This window comes from Kitasatospora misakiensis (assembly GCF_042656005.1).
GTDB classification, from domain to species: Bacteria; Actinomycetota; Actinomycetes; order Streptomycetales; family Streptomycetaceae; genus Kitasatospora; species Kitasatospora misakiensis.
This window is the reverse complement of record NZ_JBHSOF010000018.1, coordinates 19,607-43,376: the sequence shown is the minus strand read 5'-3', so window position 1 is coordinate 43,376 and position 23,770 is coordinate 19,607. Positions and strand designations below refer to the sequence as shown.

At 73.7% G+C, this 23,770-nt stretch carries 21 protein-coding genes; 11 read left to right on the top strand and 10 right to left on the bottom strand.

Annotated features, from left to right (window positions below):
- Positions 1 to 18 precede the first annotated feature (18 nt).
- Together ACFP3U_RS16085 and ACFP3U_RS16080 are read left to right on the top strand one after the other, a co-directional pair.
- Positions 19 to 1,335 (top strand): cytochrome P450, encoded by a 1,317-nt coding sequence (locus ACFP3U_RS16085; protein ID WP_380226199.1) that lies wholly within the window; start codon positions 19 to 21, stop codon positions 1,333 to 1,335.
- A 236-nt stretch (positions 1,336 to 1,571) separates the two neighbouring features.
- Entirely contained in the window at positions 1,572 to 2,201 is a 630-nt protein-coding gene (locus ACFP3U_RS16080; protein WP_380226198.1) for a LysE family transporter, read from the top strand.
- A 73-nt stretch (positions 2,202 to 2,274) separates the two neighbouring features.
- Here ACFP3U_RS16080 and ACFP3U_RS16075 read toward each other — a convergent pair whose 3' ends face one another.
- On the bottom strand, positions 2,275 to 4,470 hold the full coding sequence (locus ACFP3U_RS16075) for a discoidin domain-containing protein (protein WP_380226197.1): 2,196 nt from the start codon (positions 4,468 to 4,470) through the stop codon (positions 2,275 to 2,277).
- 281 nt (positions 4,471 to 4,751) lie between these two features.
- Positions 4,752 to 5,270, bottom strand: a complete 519-nt coding sequence (locus tag ACFP3U_RS16070; protein WP_380226196.1) for a GNAT family N-acetyltransferase — start codon at positions 5,268 to 5,270, stop codon at positions 4,752 to 4,754.
- 51 nt (positions 5,271 to 5,321) lie between these two features.
- On the opposite strand from ACFP3U_RS16070, the gene ACFP3U_RS16065 reads away from it, so the two are divergent.
- Together ACFP3U_RS16065 and ACFP3U_RS16060 are read left to right on the top strand one after the other, a co-directional pair.
- Positions 5,322 to 5,903: a TetR/AcrR family transcriptional regulator gene (locus ACFP3U_RS16065; protein WP_380226195.1), complete on the top strand. Its 582-nt coding sequence runs from the start codon at positions 5,322 to 5,324 to the stop codon at positions 5,901 to 5,903.
- Between the two features lie 229 nt (positions 5,904 to 6,132).
- Positions 6,133 to 6,708: a hypothetical protein gene (locus ACFP3U_RS16060; protein ID WP_380226194.1), complete on the top strand. Its 576-nt coding sequence runs from the start codon at positions 6,133 to 6,135 to the stop codon at positions 6,706 to 6,708.
- Positions 6,709 to 6,924: 216 nt separating this feature from the next.
- Here ACFP3U_RS16060 and ACFP3U_RS16055 read toward each other — a convergent pair whose 3' ends face one another.
- Positions 6,925 to 9,135, bottom strand: a complete 2,211-nt coding sequence (locus tag ACFP3U_RS16055; protein ID WP_380226193.1) for a transglycosylase domain-containing protein — start codon at positions 9,133 to 9,135, stop codon at positions 6,925 to 6,927.
- A gap of 268 nt (positions 9,136 to 9,403) precedes the next feature.
- Here ACFP3U_RS16055 and ACFP3U_RS16050 point away from each other — a divergent pair, with 268 nt between their 5' ends.
- Together ACFP3U_RS16050 and ACFP3U_RS16045 are read left to right on the top strand one after the other, a co-directional pair.
- Positions 9,404 to 10,360 (top strand): ROK family protein, encoded by a 957-nt coding sequence (locus ACFP3U_RS16050; RefSeq protein WP_380226192.1) that lies wholly within the window; start codon positions 9,404 to 9,406, stop codon positions 10,358 to 10,360.
- Between the two features lie 38 nt (positions 10,361 to 10,398).
- Complete coding sequence (locus ACFP3U_RS16045) at positions 10,399 to 10,545, top strand: hypothetical protein (RefSeq protein WP_380226191.1); 147 nt, start codon at positions 10,399 to 10,401, stop codon at positions 10,543 to 10,545.
- A 120-nt stretch (positions 10,546 to 10,665) separates the two neighbouring features.
- On the opposite strand, the gene ACFP3U_RS16040 is transcribed toward ACFP3U_RS16045, so the two are convergent.
- The 3 genes from ACFP3U_RS16040 to ACFP3U_RS16030 all read right to left on the bottom strand — a co-directional run bounded on the left by ACFP3U_RS16040 (position 10,666) and on the right by ACFP3U_RS16030 (position 12,834).
- Entirely contained in the window at positions 10,666 to 11,262 is a 597-nt protein-coding gene (locus ACFP3U_RS16040) for an acyl-CoA thioesterase (RefSeq protein WP_380226190.1), read from the bottom strand.
- Positions 11,259 to 11,573: a hypothetical protein gene (locus ACFP3U_RS16035; protein ID WP_380226189.1), complete on the bottom strand. Its 315-nt coding sequence runs from the start codon at positions 11,571 to 11,573 to the stop codon at positions 11,259 to 11,261. The genes ACFP3U_RS16040 and ACFP3U_RS16035 overlap by 4 nt, the downstream gene beginning before the upstream one ends.
- Positions 11,574 to 11,841: 268 nt before the next feature.
- On the bottom strand, positions 11,842 to 12,834 hold the full coding sequence (locus tag ACFP3U_RS16030) for a DUF6528 family protein (RefSeq protein ID WP_380226188.1): 993 nt from the start codon (positions 12,832 to 12,834) through the stop codon (positions 11,842 to 11,844).
- Positions 12,835 to 13,047: 213 nt separating this feature from the next.
- On the opposite strand from ACFP3U_RS16030, the gene ACFP3U_RS16025 reads away from it, so the two are divergent.
- Positions 13,048 to 15,438 carry an ATP-binding cassette domain-containing protein gene (locus ACFP3U_RS16025; RefSeq protein WP_380226187.1) on the top strand — a complete coding sequence of 797 codons (2,391 nt, stop codon included), beginning with the start codon at positions 13,048 to 13,050 and terminating at the stop codon, positions 15,436 to 15,438.
- A gap of 24 nt (positions 15,439 to 15,462) precedes the next feature.
- Here ACFP3U_RS16025 and ACFP3U_RS16020 read toward each other — a convergent pair whose 3' ends face one another.
- The 3 genes from ACFP3U_RS16020 to ACFP3U_RS16010 all read right to left on the bottom strand — a co-directional run bounded on the left by ACFP3U_RS16020 (position 15,463) and on the right by ACFP3U_RS16010 (position 18,183).
- Positions 15,463 to 16,842 carry an NAD(P)/FAD-dependent oxidoreductase gene (locus ACFP3U_RS16020; protein ID WP_380226186.1) on the bottom strand — a complete coding sequence of 460 codons (1,380 nt, stop codon included), beginning with the start codon at positions 16,840 to 16,842 and terminating at the stop codon, positions 15,463 to 15,465.
- Between the two features lie 140 nt (positions 16,843 to 16,982).
- The gene (locus ACFP3U_RS16015; protein WP_380226185.1) at positions 16,983 to 17,576 is read right to left on the bottom strand and encodes a hypothetical protein; all 594 of its coding nucleotides are present in this window, start codon (positions 17,574 to 17,576) and stop codon (positions 16,983 to 16,985) included.
- 124 nt (positions 17,577 to 17,700) lie between these two features.
- Positions 17,701 to 18,183 carry a cysteine/serine endopeptidase inhibitor gene (locus ACFP3U_RS16010; protein WP_380226184.1) on the bottom strand — a complete coding sequence of 161 codons (483 nt, stop codon included), beginning with the start codon at positions 18,181 to 18,183 and terminating at the stop codon, positions 17,701 to 17,703.
- A gap of 130 nt (positions 18,184 to 18,313) precedes the next feature.
- Here ACFP3U_RS16010 and ACFP3U_RS16005 point away from each other — a divergent pair, with 130 nt between their 5' ends.
- Positions 18,314 to 18,571: a hypothetical protein gene (locus ACFP3U_RS16005; RefSeq protein WP_380226183.1), complete on the top strand. Its 258-nt coding sequence runs from the start codon at positions 18,314 to 18,316 to the stop codon at positions 18,569 to 18,571.
- 43 nt (positions 18,572 to 18,614) lie between these two features.
- Here the strand turns inward: ACFP3U_RS16005 and ACFP3U_RS16000 are convergent, their stop codons facing one another.
- Complete coding sequence (locus tag ACFP3U_RS16000) at positions 18,615 to 19,412, bottom strand: helix-turn-helix transcriptional regulator (RefSeq protein WP_380226182.1); 798 nt, start codon at positions 19,410 to 19,412, stop codon at positions 18,615 to 18,617.
- Positions 19,413 to 19,467: 55 nt separating this feature from the next.
- Between ACFP3U_RS16000 and ACFP3U_RS15995 the strand changes: the two genes are divergently transcribed.
- The 3 genes from ACFP3U_RS15995 to ACFP3U_RS15985 all read left to right on the top strand — a co-directional run bounded on the left by ACFP3U_RS15995 (position 19,468) and on the right by ACFP3U_RS15985 (position 23,725).
- Entirely contained in the window at positions 19,468 to 20,811 is a 1,344-nt protein-coding gene (locus ACFP3U_RS15995; protein WP_380226181.1) for an MFS transporter, read from the top strand.
- Between the two features lie 552 nt (positions 20,812 to 21,363).
- Positions 21,364 to 22,398, top strand: a complete 1,035-nt coding sequence (locus ACFP3U_RS15990) for a TauD/TfdA dioxygenase family protein (protein ID WP_380226180.1) — start codon at positions 21,364 to 21,366, stop codon at positions 22,396 to 22,398.
- A 28-nt stretch (positions 22,399 to 22,426) separates the two neighbouring features.
- Positions 22,427 to 23,725 (top strand): ROK family transcriptional regulator, encoded by a 1,299-nt coding sequence (locus ACFP3U_RS15985; protein ID WP_380226179.1) that lies wholly within the window; start codon positions 22,427 to 22,429, stop codon positions 23,723 to 23,725.
- Positions 23,726 to 23,770: the final 45 nt, after the last annotated feature.

Genomic DNA, 23,770 nt, shown 5'->3' with positions numbered 1-23,770 from the left:
GACCCGAGGAGGCACCCCGTGACCACCACCGCGAACCCCGGCCCCTCCCCCGCCGCCGCCCCGCCCGTCCCCGAACTGCCGCCCGAGGCCGTCGAGGAGTGGCGCAGCGAGGAGGCGGAGCTGATCGACCTGCTGGCCCGCACCCGGCAGCGCCTCGGCGGCGTCGCCGCGTTCCGGATCGGGCCGCGCCCCACCGTCCTGGTCACCGACCCGGACGCCGTCCAGCACGTCCTCGGCCGCCACCCCGAGCGGTACGTCAAGCGCTCGCACCGCGCCCGGATGCTCGCCGGCGAGGGTGTGCTGTCCGCGACCGGCGAGCCCTGGAAGCGCCAACGCCGCATGCTCCAGGCCCAGTTCACCGGCACCGGGATGCGCCGCTACGAGCAGCGGATCGCCGCCGCCGCCCGCCGCGCCGCCGACCGCTGGGCCGGGTACGCGCGCACCGGCGAGCCCGTCGACCTCGGCGAGGAGATGCGCCACTTCGCCCTCGACACCATCTGGCGCGCGCTCACCGGCCACCCCCTGGAGGCGGAGACCGAGCGCGAACTCGACCGCATCGCCACCGTGGTCGCCGCCCTGCCCCAACTCCCCGACGGCGAGCAGGTCCAGGAGGCCGTCGCCGAGGACCTCGCCCGGATCGACGCGGTGGCGCACGCCGCCATCGCCACCGCCCGCCGCCGCGAGGACGGCCCCGACGGCCCCGGGGTGCTGCGCGTCCTGCTCGACGCCGCCGAGGAGCACCCCGAGTACACCGACCGGCTGATCCGCGACGAACTCGTCACCCTGCTCGTCGCCGGCCACGAGACCACCGCCACCACCCTCGGCTGGCTCTTCCTGCTCCTCGACACCGCCCCGGACACCCGGAGTTGGGCCCTCGACGCGGGCCCCGAGGGCTCGCCCGAACGGCGCGAGGCGGTGCAGGCGCTGGTCTCCGAGACCCTGCGGCTCTACCCGTCCGCGTGGATCCTCCCCCGGCACGCGCTCACCGAGGACACCCTCGCCGGGCACCGCGTCGAGGCCGGCACGGACCTGCTGGTCTGCCCCTACCTCACCCACCGCGACCCGGCGCTCTGGCTCGACCCGGAGCGGTTCGACCCCACCCGCTTCACGGCCGCCGGCAGCCGCCCCGCCCACCTCGGCGCCTACCTTCCCTTCGGCCTCGGGGCCCGCGCCTGCCTGGGCACCCAGTTCGCCCTCCGCGAGTCGGTCGCGCTGCTCGAACTCCTGCTGCCCGCCTTCGCGGTGCGCTTCCTCGACAAGCCGTCCGGCGCCGCGTACAGCATCACCGTCCGCCCGGACGGGCCGATGCCGGTGGTGCTCAGCGCGACGGGGTGAGCACCGGGGCAGGGTGAGCACCGGGGCAGGGTGAGCACCGGCGCTCGGACGGTCGGTCCGACGAGCGCCCGGGGCTGAAATCCGGTACCCGGGGCGGAAGTCCGGTGTCCGGGGCGGAAAACCGGTGGCCGGGGCGGGAGGCGCGGGGCTACGCTTCCGGCCACCCCGACCACCGCCGCGACGCTGCGACCGCTGCGACCGCCGCCGGCGACCCCGACCGGATCGGACCTCCCCCGATGACCGACGCCCTGCTCTCCGGACTCCTCGCCGGCTACGGCATCGCCATGCCGATCGGCGCGATCTCCGTCCTGATCGTCACCCTCGCCTCCCGCGTCTCACTCGGGCGCGGCCTGGCCGCCGCCCTCGGCGTGGCCACCGCCGACGGCCTCTACGCCCTCGCGGCGGTGCTCGGCGGCGCGGCGCTCGCCCCGCTGCTCGCCCCGGCCGCGAACACCCTGGAACTCGTCGCGGCCGGGGTGCTCGCCCTGCTGGCCGTCCACGGACTGCGCGCGACCCTGCGCGGCCACCGGGCGGAGCGCGACCCGGCGGGAGCGCCGCCCCCTGCGCCCGCCTCGCCCTGGCGCACCTACGCGTCGCTGCTCGGCCTGACCCTGCTCAACCCGCTCACCGTGGTCTACTTCACCGTCCTGGTGGTCGGCGGCCGGACCGGCCCCGGCACGCTCGGGCCGGGGCTGCTCTTCGTCCTCGCCGCCTTCGCCGCCTCGGCCAGCTGGCAGGCCCTGCTCGCCACCGGCGGCGCCCTGCTCCGCCGCCTGCTCACCGGCCCGCGCGGCCGCCTGCTCACCGGGCTGGCCGGCAACGCCGTGGTGTTCGCCCTCGCCCTGCGCCTGGCCCTCCGGCACTGAACCGCCGCCGGCCCCGGGCGGGGCCGGCGGCGGTCGGGAGCGCCTCCGAAGAACGGTCAGGCCGTCACGGCCGTCACGGGAAGGAGACCACCGTCGACGGAGTGGTGGAGGTGCCGGAGGTCGCACCGCCGGTGCCGTTGATCACGTGCTCGAACTGGCCGTTGCCGCTCAGCGAGACCACCAGCAGGTCGTGGAACCGCACCCCGGGCCGGACCGGGGCCTCGAAGCCGTGGTCCATCCGGATGGTCGGGTCCACATTGAAGTAGCAGTAGCTGCCGATCCCCCAGCCCTCGTGGGTGGTGACGTGGTCGTCCACCTTGTACGCGGCGAAACCCTTGGTGGCGCCGTTCTGCACGGCGGCCTGGTTCGGCGCGTCATAGGCGATCTCGTTCTGGTAGAAGATCGTCCGGCCGCGCTCGCCGGACCACTCGACGTCGTACTTCTTGAAGTGCTCGACGAACAGGCCGGTGCCGAGCACGTCGTCGCCGCGGACCAGCAGCCCGTAGTCGGCGGGGTTGACCGTCCAGCCGACGCCGGCGCCGTGGTCGGCGCGCCAGATCCAGGTGTGGTCGATGATCACGTCGTCGCTGTTGACCACGATCCCGGCGGTCGCCCGGCCCGCGCCCGCGCCGCCGACCCGTACGAACACGTCCTGCAGGGTGGTCGGGTCGGCCGCGTGGTCGGCGGCGGCGTTGTCCGGGCCGATCTGCACCAGCACCGGCGAGTTGACCGGTCCGGCGTCGACCAGCAGACCGGCCAGCCGGACGCCGTCCACGTCGGCCACCCGGATCGCGGTCACGCCGTTGTCGGGCACCACGGTGGCCAGACCGAGGCCGAGCACCACGGTGCCGGGGCGGGTCACCTCGATCGGCCGGTCCACGTGGTAGACGCCGGGGGTGAAGAGCAGGTCCAGGCCCTGGGCGAGCGCCTGGTTGATGGTGGCCGCCGTCGCCCCCGGCTTGACCAGGTAGAACTGGCCGAGCGGTCGCGAACTGCCCTGCAGGGCGCCGTCCCAGGAGACCCCGCGGGCGCCGGTGCGCTTCGCCGGGACGAACACCCGGTACTCGGTGCCGTCCAGGTAGAGGAACGGCTTCTCCCGGGAGACCGGGGTGGTGTCGAGCGTGGTGTACGGCGGGGTGGGGAAGCTCTGCGCGGGCGCGCCCTGGACGCCGGAGAACACCTGGTTCCACACGCCGTTGGAGAAGCCGCCGATCGCGCTGTCCCGGGTGTACCACTGCTGCTGCGAGTAGTTGCCGACCTGCCCGTCGATCCGGCTGTCGGCGATGTAGCCGCCGCTGGCCCAACCGTAGCCGTTCGGGGCGAGGTTGAGGCCGCCGCGGACGTGCATCCGGCGGAACGGCGCGGCCTGGGCGACGGCCCAGCGGTCGGTGCCGTTCACCGGGTTGAGGGCGAGGTTCTCGGCGGAGCGCCAGAAGTTCTGGGTGGCGTTGCCGTCGAACCAGCCGGCGTCCACGGTGACGTCGCCGTTGATCGTGGTGTCGTCGGGCTTCAGGCCGAGACCCGCGATCGAGGTGTAGAAGCCGAGTTGGGCGTTGAGGTTCTGGTAGGTCCCCGGCTTGAACAGCAGCGCGTACCGCTCGGGGCCGAACTGGTTGGCCTCCTGCTTGCGGAACACCTCGTCCAGCTTGGCCTGGATGCCCGGCGTGCCGGGGTCGAAGAGCAGCACATTGGGCCCGAGGTCACCGCCGCCCTGCACCGGCGGCACGGTCGGCCCGTCGGAGGCGGCGACCCGCAGCTCCCAGAGCGAGTAGCCCCACTCGGTGGCCCGGGCCAGGCCGTTGAGCCGGAGGTAGCGGCCGCTGCCGGTCACGGCGAGGGTCTCGGTGCCGCCGGTGCCGCGCTCGGTGGCGTAGAGGGTCCGCCACTTGGCGCCGTCGTCGGAGGCCTCGATCCGATAGGCGCGCCCGTACGCCGCCTCCCAGGCGAGTTCGACGCGGCAGAGCGGCCGCACCGAGCCGAGGTCGACCTGGAGCCACTGCGGGTCGGCGAAGGCGGAGGACCAGCGGGTGGCGGGGTCGCCGTCCACGGCGTTGGCGGCGGACAGGGCCGCGCCCTCGGTGGAGGAGGCGGTGACCGGGCGGCCCCGCGCGGCGTCGGCGGCGCCGCACGCGGCGGCGGGGGCCGTCGAGGGGGCGGGCGCCGCGAGGGCGGCCGGGCCCGGCAGGGCGAGGGTGGTGGCCGCGAGCAGGGCGAGACCGAGCCTGGCGGCCGGCCTCCCGCGACGCGGGCGTGCTGAAGTGAGCCTCATGGGCTGCTCCTGCGGTGGGGGGCGGGTGAAGGGCGGAGGCGCCCGCCGAGTCCCGCGTCCGGCGCGGTGTTCGGCGACGGGCGGCCATCAGGTGCATGACAGATCTCCGCCCGACCGTGCTCCAGGCCCGGGAAGCGCCCCCGACCCGGAGTCTCGGTGCTGCCGATCCGGGGTGTCAACCCCGCCCTCCGGCTTCCCTCATGCCATGAACTCGCCGACGCCCCGCCGGATTCCGGCAAACACCCGGCGGCGCCGGCTCACCGAGCCGTGCCGTGGGTCGCTCAGAACCGCAGGTCCATCCGCTGCTCGACGGTATCGAGCCCGAACTTGCGTTCCGGGCGCGAGACGGTGAGCTCGAAACCGGCCTCGGCGTACAGGTGGTGGGCGGCGTCGAGGCCCGTGATCGTCCAGAGCAGCACGCCGTCGTACGAGCGGGCACGGGCCTCGTCCAGGGCGGTCTCCAGCAGCCGCCGCCCCAGGCCGCGACCCCGGGCGACCGGGTCGAGCAGCACCCACCGCAGCTGTCCCCAGCCCGGGCGCTCCTCGGTCCGGACCAGGCCCGTGGCACCGACCACCCGGCCGTCGAGCTCGGCGACCCAGAGCCGACCGGGTGCCGCGCTGCCCTCGGCGGCCCGGGCCAGGACCAACTCGGCCATGCCGGCCGCGACATACGCCTCCATGGTGGCGTCCATGCCGTACTCGCGGGAGTAGAGGACGCCGTGCAGGGCGGCGACGGCGCCGAGGTCGCCGGGCCGGTCGGCCTCGCGGACGGTCGCGGTCCCGGGTGCGGAGGTGGCCATGGCAGCATCCCCTTCGACTGAAACACTCGTTTCAGTGAAAGGATAGAGCACGTGCCCACCCCAGCCGACGCACCTTCCCACCCGACGCCGCGCCGCCCGTCCGCGCGCCGAGAGGACCTGCTCGCCGCGACCGTCCGCTACGTCGCCGAGCACAACGTCTCCGACCTCTCACTGCGCCCGCTCGCGGCCGGGATCGGCACCAGCCCCCGCGTACTCCTCTACCTCTTCGGGTCGAAGGAGGAGCTGGTCCGCGAGGTGCTCGCGGTCGGCCGGGGTGAGCAACTGGCCCTGCTGGAACGCTCCGAGGCCGAGGGCGGCAGCCCCCGCGAAACCCTCGAACGGCTGTGGGAATGGGTGACGGCCCCCGAACACCGGGGCGCGCTCCGCCTGTTCTTCGAGGGCTACGTCCGCGCCTTCGGCCGCCGCGAGCCCTGGCTGGACTTCGGCACCGCCTCACTGGAGGAGTGGCTGCCGCCCCTGACCCGCGTCCTCGACGGCACCCGGGCGAACGCCACCGTGGTGCTCGCCGTCCTCCGCGGACTGCTGCTCGACCTCCTCGCCGCCGAGGACGAGCCCCACATCCAGCGCGTGCACGCCGCCTGGCGGGACTTCCTGGCCACCACCTTGGGCTAGGGCCCGTCTTCAAGCCCCCGCCTGCGGGCCGACGCCGGGGGCTTGAAGACGGGCCCTAGGCCGGCAGGGGCGGCGGGGTGCCGGAAAGCTGCCGGTCGAACTGCCGCCGACCGCCGTTCCGACGGCCATAACCTGGGCGCCCGGCGCGCAGGAACAGCCTGACGCACCGTCGGAACGGCGGTCCCCCCGGGCCGCCGCTTCTCCCATCGGAAGGATCCCGAGCCCCACTATGACCACTCTCCGCAACCGGGCCGCGGCCCTCGCGGCCGTCGCCGCGATAGGGTTCGCCACCCTCGCCGGCGGCACCGCCCACGCCGCCCCGGCCCCCGCCCCGGCCGCCCCCGTGACCGCCGAGGCGCCCGTCCTCTCCGCGACGGCCCTCTCCACCCCCACCCGGATCCCGGGCAACACCTCGATCGGCCGCAACCAGGCCTGGTACTCCCCGGACGGCCGGGTCATGCTCGCCATGCAGGGCGACGGCAACGTCGTGCTGTACCGCGACAACAAGGCCATCTGGGTCGCCAAGGGCGCCATGCCCCGGGGCGAGGTCCTGATCATGCAGGGCGACGGCAACCTCGTCGTCTACGCCGCCGACAACACGCCGCTGTGGAACAGCCAGACCGGCGGCCAGTGGGGCGCCACCCTCTCGATCTACAACGAGGGCGCCATCGCGATCGAGCTGAACGGCAAGATCCTCTGGACCTCCGCGCCGCCGGCCCAGCTGCCGCCGTGCCCGCCGTGGGGCCCGCCGGTCCCGGGCCAGATCGTCTGGCCGTGGTGCCCGACCTGGCCCTTCCCCTCCTAGGTCCGGACCACTACCGGCCATGACCGCCGGAGCGGCGGGACGAACGGGCAGCCGTTCCCGCCGCTCCGGCACCGCTCAGGCACCGCTGCTTGTCAGATGAGCTTCTTGGCGTTCTGGACGGCCTTGGCCGACACGCACGGCGGCGGCCCCCGTGGCGGCGCCCCGGAAAGGGGTGCCGCCACGGGGGCCGCGGGTTCGACCGACGTACCGCCGGGACTACTGCCCGGTGGGAGAAGTAGCGGGAGCGCTGGCGGGGGCCGTGGACGGCGCGCCCGTGGGGCTGCCGGTGGCGTCGGGGTCGGCGGGCGGGACCGGGTCCGGGATGTCCATCATCGGCAGGGACTGCTTGGGCGCGCCCCGCAGGGCCTGGTTCATCGCGTCCCGCCAGATCGGCCCGGGGCCGTCCGCGCCGAACACCTCCTTGCGGTACTTCCCGTTGATGGTGATGTTGCGCATCTCCACACCGCCGTCGGGGCCGCCGATCCAGACCGCGGTGGCCAGCTGCGGGGTGTAGCCGCTGAACCAGGCGGCCCGCTTCCGGTCCGAGGTGCCGGTCTTGCCCGCGATCTGCCGGCCCCCTTCCAGGCCGAGGTCACGGCCGGTGCCGTTCTCCGTCACGCCGTTCAGGATGGTGTTCAGCGCCCGGGAGGTGTCCTCGGAGAACGCCCTCGCGCAGTGGGCGGACGGGACCGGTACGTTCTTGCCCGCGACCGTGGTGATCCTGTTGATCGCGACCGGGGCGCAGTAGGTGCCGCCGGCGGCGAAGGCGGCGTAGACGCCGGCCATGCTCAGCGGGCTCACCTCCTCGACGCCCAGGGCCATCGCGGGGACCTCCTCCAGCGGCTGGCCGCTCGCCTTGGCGTTGATGCCGAGCTTGTTGGCCATCTGCTTGACCGCGCAGAGACCGATCTCCTGCTCCATCTGCACGAAGTAGGTGTTGACCGAGAGGGCCATCGCCTCCTTCAGCTGGTACGGCCCCTGCTCGCTCGCGGACTCGTTGGGCACCACCGTCTTGGGCTTGCCGGTGTTCGTCCAGGTGCCTTCGCAGGTCTTCATCGTCGGGTACTCGAGCTTGTTCGGGGCGTCGTACTGCTGGGTCGGGGACAGCCCCGCCTCCAGGGCCGCGGCCGCGACCACCGGCTTGAACGTCGAGCCGGGCTGGAAGCCGTTGCCGCCGCCCATCGCCGCGTCGACGTTGAGGTTGACGACGGTCTGGTTCTTGCCCGTGTCCAGGCCGTACGGGCGGGTCTGCGCCATCGCCAGGATCTTGCCGGTGCCGGGCTCGACCATGCTGGCGGCGGCCGAGACGCTGTCGGTGACCCGCACGTTGGAGCTCACCGCGTTCTGGGCGGCGGCCTGCTTGTCCGGGTCGAGGGTGGTGTAGATGTTGAGGCCGCCCTGGTCCCAGACCTTCTTCCGCTCGGCGGCCGTGGCGCCGAAGGTCGGGTCCTGCTTGACCACCTGGCGGACGTAGTCGCAGAAGAAGCCCATGCCCGCCTGGGCGGTGATGCAGCCGTTCTGCGGGTCCTGGTAGTTCAGGCCGAGCGGGGCGGCCTTGGCCGCCTTGGCCTGCTCCTCCGTGAGGTGCTTGTTCTCGACCATCTTGTCGAGCACGGTGTTGCGCCGGTTCAGCGCCGCCTGCGGGTGCAGCTTCGGGTCGTACTGGGTGGGGTTCTGCACCAGTCCGGCCAGGGTGGCGGCCTCGGCGACGGTGAGGTCCTTGTTGCTCTTGCCGAAGTAGCGCTGGGAGGCGGCCTCCACGCCGTAGGCGCCGTTCCCGTAGTACGTGATGTTGAGGTAGTTGGTGAGGATCTGGTCCTTGGTGAGGTCCTCCTCCAACTTGATCGCGATCCTCAGCTCCTGGATCTTGCGGCCCAGGGTCTTGCGCTGGGCCTCCAGGACGGCGGCCTGGTCGTCGCCGGCCTTCTCGACGTTGACGTTCTTCACGTACTGCTGGGTCAGCGTCGACGCGCCCTGGGAGGCGGTGCCGCTCTCCGCGTTCTTGCTGATCGCGCGGAGCACGCCCTTGAGGTCGACGGCGCCGTGCTCGTAGAAGCGCGCGTCCTCGATGTCGACCTGGGCCTGCCGCATGTACGGCGACATCTTGTCAGCGGCGAGAACCGTCCGGTCGCGCTCGTACACCTTGGCGATCAGCCCGCCCTTGGCGTCGAAGATCTGGGTCGCCTGGGTGAGCGGCGGCGTCTTGAAATCGTCCGGAATGTCGTCGAACCCGTCCGCCGTGCTCTTGACGGCCAGCCCGAGCGCGCCGGCGGCGGGCACGGCCAGCCCGGCCAGCAGCACGCCGGACATCACGCTCACGCCGAGGAAGGTCGCACCGTGCCGGGCCAGTCGCAGTGCGGTGTTCCGGGGCGGGCGGGGAGGTCCGTCGCCGGACGAACGCCAGGTCGGAGGGAGGTTCGATGCCATGTCGGCATGCTAACCACCGATTCTTATGAGTCGAATAAATTTCCGCATGGCTCTGTCACAGCCCTGCAACAAGCACGGGAATTCAGGATTTTCTCATGAATCGTTCACGAACTTCATGATCGCGAGAGGCGCACACCCGGGCGGGACCGGTCACCCTGCGACTGACGCCGGTGGCCTGATCCTGTTTGCTGTCCCTGTCCGGTCGGCCGTCCGGCCGCACCGGTAGTCGTCCCACCCCCGTCCGTCCCCGCATCCGGAGCCACCCGCCATGACCGCGCCCTCGCCGTCCACCGCCCCGCTCGCCGCCGGCCCGCTGTTCGCCGCCGTCGACATCGGCGGCACCAAGATCGCCGGGGCGCTCGTCGACTCCGCCGGGACGCTCGCCCACCGCGTCCAGCTGCCCACCCCGGCGAAGGAGTCCGGCGCCGAGGTGCTGGCCGTGGTGCACCGGGTGCTGGACCACCTCGCCGCCGCACCCGGGTGGGCGGCCGTCACCGCCGTCGGCATCGGCAGCGCCGGCCCGGTGGACCTCGTCGGCGGCACCGTCAGCCCGGTCAACATCCCCGGCTGGCGGGAGTTCCCGCTCACCGCCGAGGTCTCCGCCCACCCCGCCGTGGGCGCCCGCCCGGTGGCGCTGGCCGGGGACGGCGTGGCGATGGCCGCCGCCGAGCACTGGCGCGGCGCCGCCCGGGGCGTCGACCACGCGCTCTGCCTGGTGGTCTCCACCGGGGTCGGCGCGGGCCTGGTGCTGAACGGCGCCGTGCACCCCGGCCCCAGCGGCAACGCCGGGCACCTCGGCCACATCACCGTGGACCTGGACGGCGAACCCTGCCCGTGCGGCTCGCGCGGCTGCCTGGAGAACCTCGCCAGCGGCACCGCCATCGCCCGGCGGGCGCTCGCCGCGGGCTGGGAGCCCGTCGGGGCGGACCGCTCGGCCCGCGCGGTGGCCGAGGACGCGCTGGCCGGGCACCCGGTGGCACTGGCCGCCTACGACCGGGCGGCCCAGGCACTGGCCGCCGGAATCGCCGCCACCGCCACCCTGGTCGACCTGCGGCGGGTGGTGATCGGCGGCGGAGTGGCCGCCGCCGGGCCGGTCCTGTTCGAGCCGCTCGCCCGCCACCTGGACCGCTACGCCGCGCTGCCCTACGTCCGCGGGCTGGAGGTGCGCCGGGCCGAACTTGGCACCGACGCCGGGCTGATCGGCGCCGCCGCGCTCTGTCGCTGACGGCCGGCGGCCGTCGCCGAGGCCCGGGGGGCGAGCTGATGGCCGACTCGGACAAGGTGCTGCGCTGCGGTTCGACCGCCAAGCACATCGACGTTCCGGGCCTGCTCGCGGTGACCGGGTTCCGGGCCGCCGCTCCGGCCGTACGCGGAGCTCCACCGCGCGACCGTCGGCTGACGCCCTCTTGAGTCTTGTCCCGCCCTGGTCCTGCCCGTCCGGCGCCGTGGCCGCGGGGACCGCCCCTGCACAGGAAGAAGCCCCAGTCGACTTCCTGTGCCCGGCGTCGTCCGGCCCGGCGCCCCGGAGGGTCAGCGCGCGCGGTGCCGGTAGGAGCCCACGGGGACGCTCCGGGTCAGCGCGCCCAGGCCCGGCAGGCGCCGGCGGGGCTGGTGGTGTCCGGAGGAGGCCGCGGTCAGCGCCCCGCGCGGGGACTTCACCGCCAGCCGGGGCGGCACCGCGACGGCCGTCTCCTCGGCCAGGAACCCGGTGAGGAACCGCCGCTCCGAAGGGCTGAGCGTGCGGGAGCGGCCGGACGCCGCGTCCCGGGCGACCACCACCGTCCGGGCCCGCATAAAGGTGTGCGGGTCACGACACACATTCACCACGACATGTGCGGAACTCCGCCCCAGGCGTTCCACGTTCAGCCTCACCAGCAATGGCTCCGGCCGATGGTACAGCTGTTCCAGATAATCAATCTCGTGCCGGGCGATCAGGAATCCGGACGGGAAAAGGGATTCCCGCACGGCGACCGAGTGGTGGCAGAACAGGTCGTAAATTCCCTCCTGTACGTAGGAGACCAGCCGGGCGTTGTTGATGTGCCCGTTCTCGTCGACGTCGCTCCACCGGGTGGGGCAGGCCAGGACGTGCGCGTTGGCGTCCGCCGCGTGGTTCCGTGCCGCGCTCACCGCTGCTCTGCCGCGGCAACGGTCGGCAGCAGCGCCCGCTGCAACCGCGCGTAGTAGACGGCGTGTTCGGACGCCATCCGGGCGGCGGTCCAGCCCTCCTCGGCGGCCTCGGCGGCCGCCTGGACGACCAGGCTGTCGAGCACGCCGTCGACCGCGCGGCACAGCTCGGCCACCGCCGCCAGCCGGTCCGGAACGTCCGCCCCGCCGACTCCGCCGACCCCGCCGCGGTCCGGGAAGGCCGCGAGCGAGTCGACCGCGAGCCGCAGCTCGTCGACGCTCTCGGACCTGGATTCGGAAACGAAATTGCGCACAGTTCTCTCCCTAAACGGTTACGGCATTTCTGGATGTGCGAACCCGGCGAGCGGGTTCGGTTCCCCCCGGCGCCATGGACGCTATCCCAGCCCGGGGTGCTACCGGGAGGTATTCGGAACGGGAGCGGAAACTGACCACTATTGGAGTAGTTTGGCGTTGCATAAAATCAGCCGCATCCACCGAATGCCAGCCCGTTCGGCCCTTCCCCCGGTCGAACCCCCGGTCGGGCCACCGGTCGGATCCCGGTCGGCCCCCGTGGGGAGCGGGTCAGGCCCCGCTCCCCCAACTGGTCCACCAGCGCGCCTTGTAGAGGTGGACGCCGGGCAGCTGCCGGACGCCGTCCGGGCGGTGCAGGGTGAGCACCGAGGTGCACCAGGCGCACGGGCCCGCGTGGTCCGGGGCGGCCGTGAGCAGCCGACCGGTGCCGGGCTCGTCGCCCACGCTCTTGATGTCCCGCTCGGCCCGTTCGTCCGCCAACCGGATCCGGGTGAAGCGGTCCGCCGCCAGGTCGTAGCGCCACAGGTGCCGCGCGGTGCTCACCCAGAACCGGCCGGGCGCGGCGAGCACCGGCGCCAGGTCGTGGCCGCCCGGTTCGGGCAGCCGCACCGACCGCTCGGCGGTGAGCGTCGGCGCGGCGGCGGTGCCACCCACCCGCAGCGCGGTCAGCGTGTCGTCGCCGAGCGCCCAGAGCCAGCCGCTCCGCGCGTCCCAGTGCACGCCGTGCGCGCCCGGCAGCCGGTACTCGGCGTGGACGGTGCTGCGCGGCCCCAGCGAGGCGGCGTACAGCCGGATCCAGCCGCCGCCCGAGGCGGCCACCGCCACGTTGCCGTCCGGGAGCAGCTCGGCGCTGTGCGGGTTGGCGCCCCGGCCGGTGTCGGTGGCCCAGACGGCGGCGCCGGTCACGGTGTCGACGAGGGCGGCCAGGCCGCCGGAGGCGGTGGTGACCAGGTAGCGGCGGCCGTGCCGCACCCGGTTCTTGGCCTCGTCCGGCAGGTCCCAGGTCCACCGCGGGTGCAGGTCGGCGAGGTCGGGGGCGGTGTCCGCGGACCAGGACCAGAGCACCGGCCGCCGGTGGTCCGGCCCGCGGAGGGCGGTCAGCGCGGGCGGCTCCTCGGCGCCGAGCAGCAGCACCCGGCGGGAGGCCTGGTCCACCACGGCCACCGTCCACCCGGGCCGCAGCCCGGCGGCCGCCGCCGGGGCCGCGGCGATCCCCAGCACGAGGGCGGCCGCACCCGCCGCCGCCCGCCACGTCCGCCACATCCGCCGTGCCTGCCCTGCCTGCCCTGCCTGCCCTGCCTGCCGTACCCGCCGTGCCCGCACCTGACCGCCTCCCGCCGTCCGCTTCCCGCCACCACCGTGCGGTGCGACCCCCGCCCCCGCCAGCGCACCGCCTCCGACCGGCCTAAGGCCCAGTTGTCGTACCCGGCTGGTTAGATCGGAACCGAGGCACGGCGACGAGCAACCGGAGAGACGATGAGCACGGTCACGAGGGACGGCGCGCGGACACCCGAGCCGCACGCCGCCGACACCCACGACCTGATCCGCGTGCACGGCGCGCGGGAGAACAACCTCAAGGACGTCAGCATCGAGATCCCGAAGCGCCGGCTCACGGTGTTCACCGGCGTCTCCGGCTCGGGCAAGAGCTCCCTGGTGTTCGACACGGTCGCCGCCGAGTCGCAGCGGCTGATCAACGAGACCTACAGCGCGTTCGTCCAGGGCTTCATGCCGTCCGTGGCCCGGCCCGAGGTGGACGTGCTCGACGGCCTGACCACCGCGATCATCGTCGACCAGCAGCGGATGGGCGCCGACCCGCGCTCCACCGTCGGCACCGCCACCGACACCAACGCGATGCTGCGGATCCTGTTCAGCCGGCTGGGGCAGCCGCACATCGGCCCGCCCAAGGCGTTCTCCTTCAACGTCGCCTCGATCAGCGGGGCCGGCGCGGTCACCGTGGAGCGCGCCGGCAAGACCGTCAAGGAGCGGCGCAGCTTCAGCATCACCGGCGGCATGTGCCCGCGCTGCGAGGGCCGCGGCTCCGTCTCGGACATGGACCTCACCCAGCTCTACGACGCCTCCAAGTCGCTCGCCGAGGGCGCGATCACCGTGCCCGGCTACACCGGTGACGGCTGGATGACCCGGATCTTCAGCGGCTCCGGCTTCCTCGACCCGGACAAGCCGATCCGCGACTACACCGAGCGGGAGCTCCAGGACTTCCTGTACCGCGAGCCGACCAAGGTGAAGGTCAACGGCATCAACCTCACCTACGAGGGGCTGGTCCCCAAGGTTCAGAAGTCCATGCTGGCCAAGGACCGGGAGGCGATGCAGCCGCACATCCGGGCGTTCGTGGACCGCGCCGTCACCTTCGCCTCCTGCCCGGACTGCGAGGGCACCCGGCTCACCGCGGCCGCCCGCTCGTCGAAGGTCGGCGGGATCAGCATCGCCGACGCCTGCGCGATGCAGATCAGCGACCTGGCGGACTGGGTGCGCGGGCTGGACGAGCCCTCGGTGGCGCCGCTGCTGGACGCGCTCCGGCAGACCCTGGACTCCTTCGTGGAGATCGGCCTCGGCTACCTCTCGCTGGAGCGCCCGGCCGGCACCCTCTCGGGCGGCGAGGCGCAGCGGGTGAAGATGATCCGTCACCTCGGCTCCTCGCTCACCGATGTGACGTACGTGTTCGACGAGCCCAGCACCGGCCTGCACCCGCACGACATCCAGCGGATGAACGGCCTGCTGCGCCAGCTGCGGGACAAGGGCAACACGGTGCTGGTGGTCGAGCACAAGCCCGAGGTGATCGCGATCGCCGACCATGTGGTGGACCTCGGTCCGGGCGCGGGCTCGGCGGGCGGCACGGTCTGCTACGAGGGCCCGCTGGAGGGCCTGCGCGCGGCCGGCACGGTGACCGGCCGTCACCTGGACGACCGGGCTGCGGTGAAGAAGACCGTCCGCACGCCCACCGGCAAGCTGCCGATCCGCGGCGCCACCGCCCACAACCTGCGCGGCGTCGACGTGGACATCCCGCTCGGCGTCCTGGTCGCCGTGACCGGGGTGGCCGGCTCGGGGAAGAGCTCGCTGGTGCACGGCTCGGTCCCGGCCGGGGAGGGGGTGGTGTCCGTCGACCAGAGCCCGATCCGCGGCTCGCGGCGCAGCAACCCGGCCACCTACACCGGGCTGCTGGAGCCGATCCGCAAGGCGTTCGCGAAGGCCAACGGGGTGAAGCCGGCCCTGTTCAGCCCGAACTCGGAGGGCGCCTGCCCGACGTGCAACGGCGCGGGCGTGGTCTACACGGACCTCGCGATGATGGCCGGCGTGGCCACCACCTGCGAGGACTGCGAGGGCCGGCGCTTCGACGCCTCGGTGCTGGAGTACCACCTCGGCGGCAAGGACATCAGCGAGGTCCTGGCGATGCCGGTGACGGAGGCGGAGGCCTTCTTCGCCACCGGTGAGGCCCGCACCCCCGCCGCCCACCGCATCCTCACCCGCCTGGCCGACGTCGGCCTCGGCTACGTCAGCCTCGGCCAGCCGCTCACCACGCTCTCCGGCGGCGAGCGGCAGCGCCTGAAGCTGGCCACCCACATGGGCGACAAGGGCGGCGTCTACGTCCTCGACGAGCCGACCACCGGCCTCCACCTGGCGGACGTCGAGCAGTTGCTCGGCCTGCTGGACCGCCTGGTCGACTCCGGCAAGTCCGTCATCGTCGTCGAGCACCACCAGGCCGTCATGGCGCACGCCGACTGGATCATCGACCTCGGCCCGGGTGCCGGCCACGACGGCGGCCGCATCGTCTTCGAGGGCACCCCCGCCGACCTCGTCGCCGCCCGCTCCACCCTCACCGGCGAACACCTGGCGGCCTACGTGGGCGCCTGAGCCCGCCCCTCCCCCGGCTTGGACCTACCGCCCCGCGACGGTGTCGGCGAGCCGGGCGAGGGGGGAGGTGGTGGGGCGGCGGGTGGTGGCTTCGCGGCGGTCGGCCAGGTGGTAGGCGGCGTAGAGGGCGTGGACGCCGAGCCAGCGGAGGGGTTCCGGCTCCCAGGGGCGGACGCGGTGGCCGACCCAGGGCAGCCGGGTCAGCTCGGTGTCGCGGCCGAGGACGAGGTCGCGCAGGGTGCGGCCGGCCAGGTTGGTGGTGGTCACCCCGCTGCCGACGTAGCCGCCGGCCCAGCCGAGGCCGGTGCGGCGGTCCAGGTCGACGGTGGCGCACCAGTCGCGGGGCACCCCGAGCACCCCCGCCCAGGCGTGCTCGATCCGGGCGGTGCGGGCGGCGGGGAAGAAGTCGTGCAGGATCTCCCGCAGCTGACGGACGGTCGCGGGCTGGGTGGCGCCGTCGGTGTCCGTCCGGGAGCCGAAGCGGTACGGGACGCCGCGCCCGCCGAGGGCGATCCGGTCGTCGGCGGTGCGCTGCGCGTACATGTAGGCGTGCGCGAAGTCGCCGAGCACCTCGCGGCCCTCCCAGCCGGTCTCCGCCCAGAAGGAGGCCGGGAGCGGCTCGGTGGCGATCATCGCCGAGTTCATCGGCAGCCAGGTGCGCCGCTCGCCCGCGAGGCCCGGGGTGAAACCCTCGGTGGCGCGCAGCACGTACCGGGCGGTGACGGTGCCGTGCGGGGTGACGGCGCGGGGCTTGCGTCCGCCGCGGATCGCCGTCACCGGGGTGCCCTCGTAGAGTTCGACGCCGAGCCGTTCGACGGCGTCGGCGAGGCCGGCGGCGAGCTTGGCGGGCTGGACGCGGGCGCCGTGCGGGCTCCAGACGCCGCCGAGCGCCCCGGCGACGTGCAGGCGGTCCGCCGTCTCGCCGGCGTCGAGGTCCTGGACGCGGTCGGCGCCGTAGGTCCGTTCGGCTTCGGCGAACGCGCGCAGCCGGGCCAGTTGGGCGGGGGTACGGGCAACCTCCAGTACGCCGCCGCGCACCAGGTCGGCGTCGATACCCTCGGCGTCCAGGGTGTCCGCGACCTCGCCGACCGCCGCGTCCATCACCCGCTGCATCGCGGCGGCGCGCTCCGGCCCGTAGCGCCGGGCGAAGGCCCCGCGGCCGGCGAAGCCGTTGTACAGCCAGCCGCCGTTGCGCCCGGAGGCGCCGTAGCCGCAGAACCGCTGCTCCAGGACGGCGATCCGCAGGCCCGGGTCGGCCTTCTTGAGGTAGTACGCCGTCCAGAGGCCGTTGTACCCGCCGCCGACCACGCAGACGTCGACCTCACGGTCGCCCGGCAGGGCCGGCCGCGCGTCGGGCAGCCCGAGCCGGCTCCACCAGAAGGACACTCCGCCGTTCACACCCATGCCGCTCACACCCGTGCCACCGGATCCCACGGACCCCGACCTCCACCTCGCGCCGACAGTTTTCCCGGACGCTATGCCCGGCGGACGGGGTCGAACCACCGCCAGCGTGGAAGGATCCGGTGCCCGCGCGCTGCACCCTGTCAGGTCAGCAGGCGTTCGAGCAGCTCGGCGGCCGACGCGTCCTCGTCGGCCTCCGGGACGGCGCAGCGGACGTCGAAGGCCGTGTCCCGGGCCCGGGCGAGGGCGGCGGCGTCCCGGGCCGGGTCGAGGAAGCGGGACCGCCCGGGCGAGAGGTGCATCAGCGCCGTGCCGTCGGTCCAGTCGGGGGTGAGTTCGACGAGTCCGCCGTCGCCGTCGGCCATCGCTCCGGCCAAGCCGCGCAGGGTGGTGAACGCCCAGATCATGCCGGGGAGTTCGAAGTCGACCCGGGTGTCGAGGTCGAGGGTGAGGGCGCCGGTTTCCCCGTCGTGGCGGAGGGTGAGGTCCTCGTGCTCGGCGAGGCCGAGGAGGAGGTCGGCGTGGTCGCCGTCGAGCCAGCTGTCGCACTCGGCGACGGCGGCCGGGAGTTCGGCGCGGTAGCGGCGGCGGACCGCCTCGTCGGGCCAGGGGGTGCAGAGGCCGTGCCAGTCGGACTCCGGCCAGGTGGAGGCCGGGGCGAGCGGCGAGCGCAGATACGCCCGCAGGCGTGGTTCGGCGATCGTGACCGCCGCCGTGACCGTGAGATAGCGCCCCATGCCCGCCCCCCTGTCGACGCACCGCCCCGCCGGGCTCGTCCCGCCGGGCTGTCGGTGGGGCCGATTCTGCCCGCCCCCACCGACAACCGGGCCGGTCGGGGCGGGCAGGGCGTCACCGGAGGGCTCAGCCGATGGTCGAGCCGGTGATCGGCTCGGAGAGCGGGATGGTCTCACCGGCGAGCCCGGCCTTGACGAACTGCCAGGTCAGGCCGTTGATCACGCCCTGGCCGAGCGGCGCGAACCGGGCGAAGGCCGGCTGGCTGAGGTCGAGGTGGGTGGAGTCGCAGGAGGGACACTTGTCCTTGACGGGCACGGTGACGGTCTTGCCCTGGTAGCTGACCTTGACCGAAATGCCCTTGCAGAGCGGGTCGTTGTTCGGGTTGGCAGTGGTCCACCAGGTGTGCGAGACGGCGACCAGCATCTGGGTGCCCGCGTTGATCTGGGTGCCGCAGGCGCCGTAGCCGGCGTCGTTGTAGTAGGTGGCCTTGCCGGACATGGGCTTGTTGATCGGTATCGCGGCGCTCGCGGTGCCGGCGGTCAGTGCGACCAACGCGGCGGCGGCCAGCGGGACGCCGGCCAGGATCCGGAGGTTCGGGACAACTCGCATGGGGGCCCTCCCAGTTCGGTGATTGGAGAGGACGGTAAACAAAATATCCACGAGTGGTCCAGACAACTGACGTGTTGTCATGAACACAAGTGAGGAAGCTTTACTTGAGCGGCCGAAAGGGGGACGATACGTGACCGCAGGACTCCGCCGCGTGTTCAGCAGGACGACCGATCCCGCGTCCTCGGAGGCCCCGTTGCGCACCTTCGCCCTGCTCGCCACCCTCACCGCCGTCCTCACCGGCGCCCTGACCGGCCCGGCCGCCGCCGCGCCGAAGCCCCGGGAGGTCAACCAGGGCTACAGCATCCCGGTCGGCGCCGTCACCGACCTCGGCGCGCTCCCCGTGCTCGGCAGCCTCGGCCTGGACTTCGCCCGCCTGCTGGGGGCCTAGCTGATCGATCCCAACGGGTCAGCACGAAGCCCGACTTGGGAATTCACCCCCCGGGTGCGATGCGATAGGTCCCCGGCGTCTGGCCCATGGTGCGGCTGAACGTGTCGATGAACGCACTGGTCGTGGCCCATCCGCACCGCCGTCCCGTTTCACTGACGCTCGCTCCCTCCGCCAGCAGCACCATGGCGTGGAACACCCGGACGTTGGTCCGCCACTGCGGATAGGTCATGCCGAACTCGCTCCTGAACAGCCGGGCCAGGGTGCGCTCGCTCACGCCGATGCTCCGTGCGAGCCAGGCGGCGGTCCGCGGCTGCCGCAGATCGCCGGTCACCAGCGCGCACGCCTGCCGCAGCAGGGAGTTGTCGGGGGTGGGCAGCGTCAGCGGCTCCACGAGGGCTCGCCGCAGCCGGTCCCGCAGGACGGCGCGCAGGCGGCGTGCCTCCTGCTCCGGGAGGGACGGTTCGCTGCACGCGATGATCAGTTCGCGCACCAGGGTGTCCACGGCCACGACGACCGGCGTCCGGGACTCCAGCAGGGCGTCGTGGGCGGCGAAGCCGAGCGTGTGCACGGAACTGTGCCCGTGCACCCGGTGCTGATGCCGGATGCCCGCCGGAATCCACACGGCGCGCGCCCTGGACGCCACCCAGGACGCCTCGCCCGTCTGTACCGCCACCACACCGGCGCTGACATAGAGCAGTTGGTGATAGCCGTGCTGGTGGCGGCCGATGACGTCACCCGCGAGGTGGGCATGCGTGGAGTCCCTGGGCTCCGCCGCCTCCGCCGTCTCCTCCGCCTGGCTGTTTTCCACCTGGCTGTTTCCCGCCTGGCTGTTTTCCGACATACGACGGCAGAATAACGGAAGCGGTGGACCGCGCGGCCCTGCCAGCGTGGTGCCCATGCCCACGACATCCCGCACCCCGCGCGATCTTCCGCCCACGGCCCCGCCCGCGCTGAAGGCCCGGCTGGTCTCCGGCCTCCGCGGTATCGCCCTCGACACCCGCCCGCTGGCGCACCCCGTCTTCCGTCGCCTGATGATCGGGCAGGGCGCGGCGTACATCGGGACCATGGTCACCAGCGTCACCATCCCGATACAGGTGTACGCGCTGACGCGGTCGTCGCTGGTCGTGGGGCTGACGGGGCTGGCCGGCCTCGTACCGCTCGTGGTGTTCGGCCTGTACGGCGGCGCCATCGCCGACCGGTTCGACCGCCGTACGCTCTACCTGGCATCGGCCTGCCTCACCTGGGCGATCACCCTCGCCCTGCTGTTCCAGGCGCTCGCCGATCTGCGCTCGGTGCCCCTCATCCTCGGCCTTGTCGCCGTCCAGGCCGGCGCCTTCGCCGTGTCGTCCGCCGCCCGGGGCGCGATCATTCCCCGTATCGTTCCCACCCCGTTGGTACCGGCCGCGAACACGCTGTACTTCACCGCCGGCAATGTCGGGCAGGTCGCCGGGCCCCTGGTGGCGGGCCTCCTGATCTCGCTGCCGAACGGCTACTGCTGGGCCTACGGCACCGACGCCGTGCTGTTCTCCGTGCTGCTGTACTCGGCCGTCGGCCTGCCCCCGATCCTGCCCGCCGGCTCGGGGGCCCGCATCGGCGGGCTGCGCTCGGTCTTCGACGGGCTGCGGTTCATCGCCGCGGCCCCCGTGCTCTGGATGTCCTTCGCGGTCGACATCGCGGCGATGACCATGGCCCTGCCGACCGCCCTGTTCCCGGAAGCGGCACAGCTGCGCTTCGGCGGAGGAGCGGGACTGTTGTACTCGGCCATCGCCATCGGGTCGGTCGCGGCGGGGCTGTTCAGCGGGTGGATCGGACGAGTGCGCCGCCAAGGCCGGGCGCTGGCGATCGCCGTCACCACCTGGGCGGCGGCCATCGCCCTCGCGGGCACCGTCCACCACCTCCTCGCGGCCGCGGCCCTGCTGGCCGCCGCCGGAGCGGCGGACCTCGTCAGCGCGGTCTACCGCGAGACGATTCTGCAGACCTACGCACCGGACGCCATGCGTGGCCGGCTGCAAGGCGTCTTCACCGTCGTCGTCGCCGGCGGTCCGCGCCTCGGAGACCTACGGGCCGGCGCCATGGCCTCCGCCACCGGTCTCGGTGTCGCGTGGACGGGCAGTTCGCTGCTCTGCATGGTCGTCGTCATGGCCGGCGCACTGCTTGTCCGACCGTTCTGGCGCTACACCGTCACCCTGGCACAGCCGCCGTCCGCGCCGACGCGTCCCGAAGCCGCACACCAGCCATAGCCCGTCGAGTGCGCGGGGCCCGTCCGGACATGCTCCGGGCGGGCCCTTCGACTGCCCACGGGTTTCTTCCGCTGCGAAAGTTAGTCACCCCGACACGCCCGCGACAGGCGGGAAGACGACTCCGCAGCAGCCGCGTCATCGCTCGAACGCCGCCCGCAACAGGCCGTCACACGGCCGCAACACCCGTTCCCAGCAGGCAGATCGGGTGATTGACAGGGAGGCGCGGGCTTCAGCACCATGAGCGCCGAGCCCAGTCGCAGCACCCCTGGAACCGGAAGGAGGGCCGATGATCACCCGCACCGTTCACCGTGTCGCCCCGGCCCGCCGCCGCTGTTGTTGTCGCGGGGCGCTCGCCCGCTGATTCCCGGCCGCACTCCGGCCGCACTTCCGCACGGCGGCACCCGTGCGCCCTCCGTCGCACCCCGCTGAGCCCTGCCCCGCCCTGCGCTCCCCCGTCCTGCCCGCGTCCGCGGCGTCGTCCGCGTCGGCCGGGGCCTGCCCGCACACCCGCCTTCCCCGCACCCACCTCCGTACGAGAGTCGAGGATCCGCCATGTCCACTGCCACCCCGACCGCACTCCGCCTCACCCCCGCCGCCGGCCGGATCGGCGCGATCGTGCACGACGTGCGCCTCGGCGGCGAGCTGCCCGCCGAGACCGTCGCCGCGATCGAGGCCGCCCTGTACGAGCACAAGGTGCTGTTCTTCCGCGGCCAGCAGCACCTCGACGACGCCGAGCACGAGGCCTTCGCCCGCCTGTTGGGCCACCCGGTCGGCCACCCCACCGTCCCCAGCGCGGACGGCCGCTACGTCTTCGAGCTGGACGCCACCAAGGGCGTGCGCGCCAACAACTGGCACACCGACGTCACCTTCGTCCCCTCCTACCCCAAGGCCTCGATCCTCCGCGCGCTGGAGCTGCCGCCGGCCGGCGGCTCGACCGTGTGGGCCAACACCGCCGCCGCCTACCAGGACCTGCCGGAGCCGCTGAAGGTGCTGGCCGAGTCGCTGCGCGCCGTGCACACCAACGACTACGACTACGCGGCCAGCCTCGGCCTGCGGCCCGAGCTGGCGGACAACGCCGAGATCGCGAACCTGTTCCGGCAGGTGTTCGTCTCGACCGCGTTCAAGACCGAGCACCCGGTGGTCCGCGTCCACCCGGTGACCGGCGAGAAGAACCTCCTGCTCGGCGCGTTCGCCCAGCGGATCCAGGGCGTCTCGGGCGCCGACGGCAAGGCGCTGATCGCGCTCTTCCAGCGGTACGTGGAGCGCCTGGAGAACACCGTGCGCTGGGACTGGCAGGTCGGCGACGTCGCGATCTGGGACAACCGCGCCACCCAGCACTACGCCGTCAACGACTACGGCGACGAGCCGCGCCTGGTCCGCCGGATCACCCTGGACGGCGACCTGCCGGTGGGCGTGGACGGTGCGCCGAGCCGGCTGCTGGAGCCCGCCGAGCCGCCGCGGGTGGCCGGGCTGGTGCCGGCCGAGGAGTTGGAGACCGCCGCCGCCGAGGCCGCCAAGGTGGCCGCCGCCGCAGCCGTCACCGCTGGGGCCGTCACCGCTGGGGCCGTGGCCGCCGACCGCGGCTGAGCGGAACCGGATCCGAGGAAGGCGAAGCATGGTCACGGAGACCGCCCCCGCCGCGCCGCCCGTCACCGGGCCGCGTACCGGGGACCGGCCGCGCACCGGGGACGGACGGCGGGACGTCAACGCCGCCACCGTGCTGCGGACGGTGCTGGACCACGGCCCGGTGGCCCGCGGCCGGGTGGCCGCGCTCACCGGCCTGAGCCCGGCCGCCGTCTCCCGGCAGGTGGTCGACCTCACCCGGCTCGGGCTGCTCCACGAGCGGCCCGGGTCGACCGCCCCCGGCAGCGGCACGGTGGGCCGGCCGCAGCTGCCGGTGGACGTCGACACCGGCCGGATCGCCGTGGCCGGGCTGCACATCGGCCTGCCGTACACCACCTTCGCCTTCCTCGACCCGCGCGGGAACGTGCTCTACCGCAAGGAGCTGAGCCATCGGGGCCGCACCGGCCGGGCCGTGCTGCGGCCGCTGCTGGAGCGGCTGCCCCGGCTGCTGGCCGCCGTACCGGACGGCCGCACCCTGGTCGGCCTGGGCGCGGTCACCGGCGGCTCGGTGGACCACGAGCGCGGACTGATCCTCCGTCACGATCCGCTCAACTGGCGGGACTTGCCGCTCGGCGCCCTGCTCGCGGAGGCCTCCGGACTGCCCGTCCAGGTGGACAACCACGCCCGGGCGCTGGCCCGGGCGGAGATCCTGTTCGGCCACCCGGCCGCCCGGCGTTCGATGGTGCACCTGTTCGTCGGCCACGTGGTGGACGCGGCGCTGGCGGTGGCCGGCACCGTGCACATCGGCCCGGCCTCGCCGACCGGCGACGTCGCCCACCTGCCGGTGCCGGACAGCGACGCGCTCTGCCACTGCGGCCGGACGGGCTGTCTGGCGGTCGCCGCCTCGGACACCACGCTGTTCGAGGCGGCGACCGCCGAAGGCATCGTCGAACGACCCGACCGCGCCGCCTTCCTGGCCGCCGTCCGGGCCGGCGACCCGCGCGCCGACCGTCTGGTGCGGCGGCGCGCGGAGATCGTCGGCCGGGCGCTCGCCCTGCTGGCCGACGTCGTCAACCCCGATCTGCTCGTCCTCACCGAGACCTTCGCCCTGCTCGACCCGGCCTACCTGGACGTGGTGCGCGGCGAGTTCACCCGGCGCTCGCACCTGCGGCGCGACGAGGGCCTGCTGATCGCCCAGCAGCGCGGTGCCGACGTGCTCGCCGTGGCCGCCGGGGCACCCGCCCTCGACGCCCTGTACGCCCGTCCGGTGCACGCCCTGCACGCCCGCCCGGTGCACGCCCTGCACGCCCGCCCGGTGCACGCGCTGACCACGGCCCCGCGAGGGCACTGACCACCGCCCCGCGGCCGAACTGACCGACCCCGCACGCCCCTTCCC

Bases quoted from the DNA above. Each gene is read 5' to 3' on its own strand.
- ACFP3U_RS16055 (WP_380226193.1), bottom strand. From the start codon at position 9,135: ATGGCATCGAACCTCCCTCCGACCTGGCGTTCGTCCGGCGACGGACCT.
- ACFP3U_RS16045 (WP_380226191.1), top strand. From the start codon at position 10,399: ATGGCCGACTCGGACAAGGTGCTGCGCTGCGGTTCGACCGCCAAGCAC.
- ACFP3U_RS16050 (WP_380226192.1), top strand. From the start codon at position 9,404: ATGACCGCGCCCTCGCCGTCCACCGCCCCGCTCGCCGCCGGCCCGCTG.
- ACFP3U_RS16015 (WP_380226185.1), bottom strand. From the start codon at position 17,576: ATGGGGCGCTATCTCACGGTCACGGCGGCGGTCACGATCGCCGAACCA.
- ACFP3U_RS16010 (WP_380226184.1), bottom strand. From the start codon at position 18,183: ATGCGAGTTGTCCCGAACCTCCGGATCCTGGCCGGCGTCCCGCTGGCC.
- ACFP3U_RS15990 (WP_380226180.1), top strand. From the start codon at position 21,364: ATGTCCACTGCCACCCCGACCGCACTCCGCCTCACCCCCGCCGCCGGC.
- ACFP3U_RS16070 (WP_380226196.1), bottom strand. From the start codon at position 5,270: ATGGCCACCTCCGCACCCGGGACCGCGACCGTCCGCGAGGCCGACCGG.
- ACFP3U_RS16075 (WP_380226197.1), bottom strand. From the start codon at position 4,470: ATGAGGCTCACTTCAGCACGCCCGCGTCGCGGGAGGCCGGCCGCCAGG.
- ACFP3U_RS15985 (WP_380226179.1), top strand. From the start codon at position 22,427: ATGGTCACGGAGACCGCCCCCGCCGCGCCGCCCGTCACCGGGCCGCGT.
- ACFP3U_RS16020 (WP_380226186.1), bottom strand. From the start codon at position 16,842: ATGGGTGTGAACGGCGGAGTGTCCTTCTGGTGGAGCCGGCTCGGGCTG.
- ACFP3U_RS16080 (WP_380226198.1), top strand. From the start codon at position 1,572: ATGACCGACGCCCTGCTCTCCGGACTCCTCGCCGGCTACGGCATCGCC.
- ACFP3U_RS16030 (WP_380226188.1), bottom strand. From the start codon at position 12,834: ATGTGGCGGACGTGGCGGGCGGCGGCGGGTGCGGCCGCCCTCGTGCTG.
- ACFP3U_RS16060 (WP_380226194.1), top strand. From the start codon at position 6,133: ATGACCACTCTCCGCAACCGGGCCGCGGCCCTCGCGGCCGTCGCCGCG.
- ACFP3U_RS16000 (WP_380226182.1), bottom strand. From the start codon at position 19,412: ATGTCGGAAAACAGCCAGGCGGGAAACAGCCAGGTGGAAAACAGCCAG.
- ACFP3U_RS15995 (WP_380226181.1), top strand. From the start codon at position 19,468: ATGCCCACGACATCCCGCACCCCGCGCGATCTTCCGCCCACGGCCCCG.
- ACFP3U_RS16025 (WP_380226187.1), top strand. From the start codon at position 13,048: ATGAGCACGGTCACGAGGGACGGCGCGCGGACACCCGAGCCGCACGCC.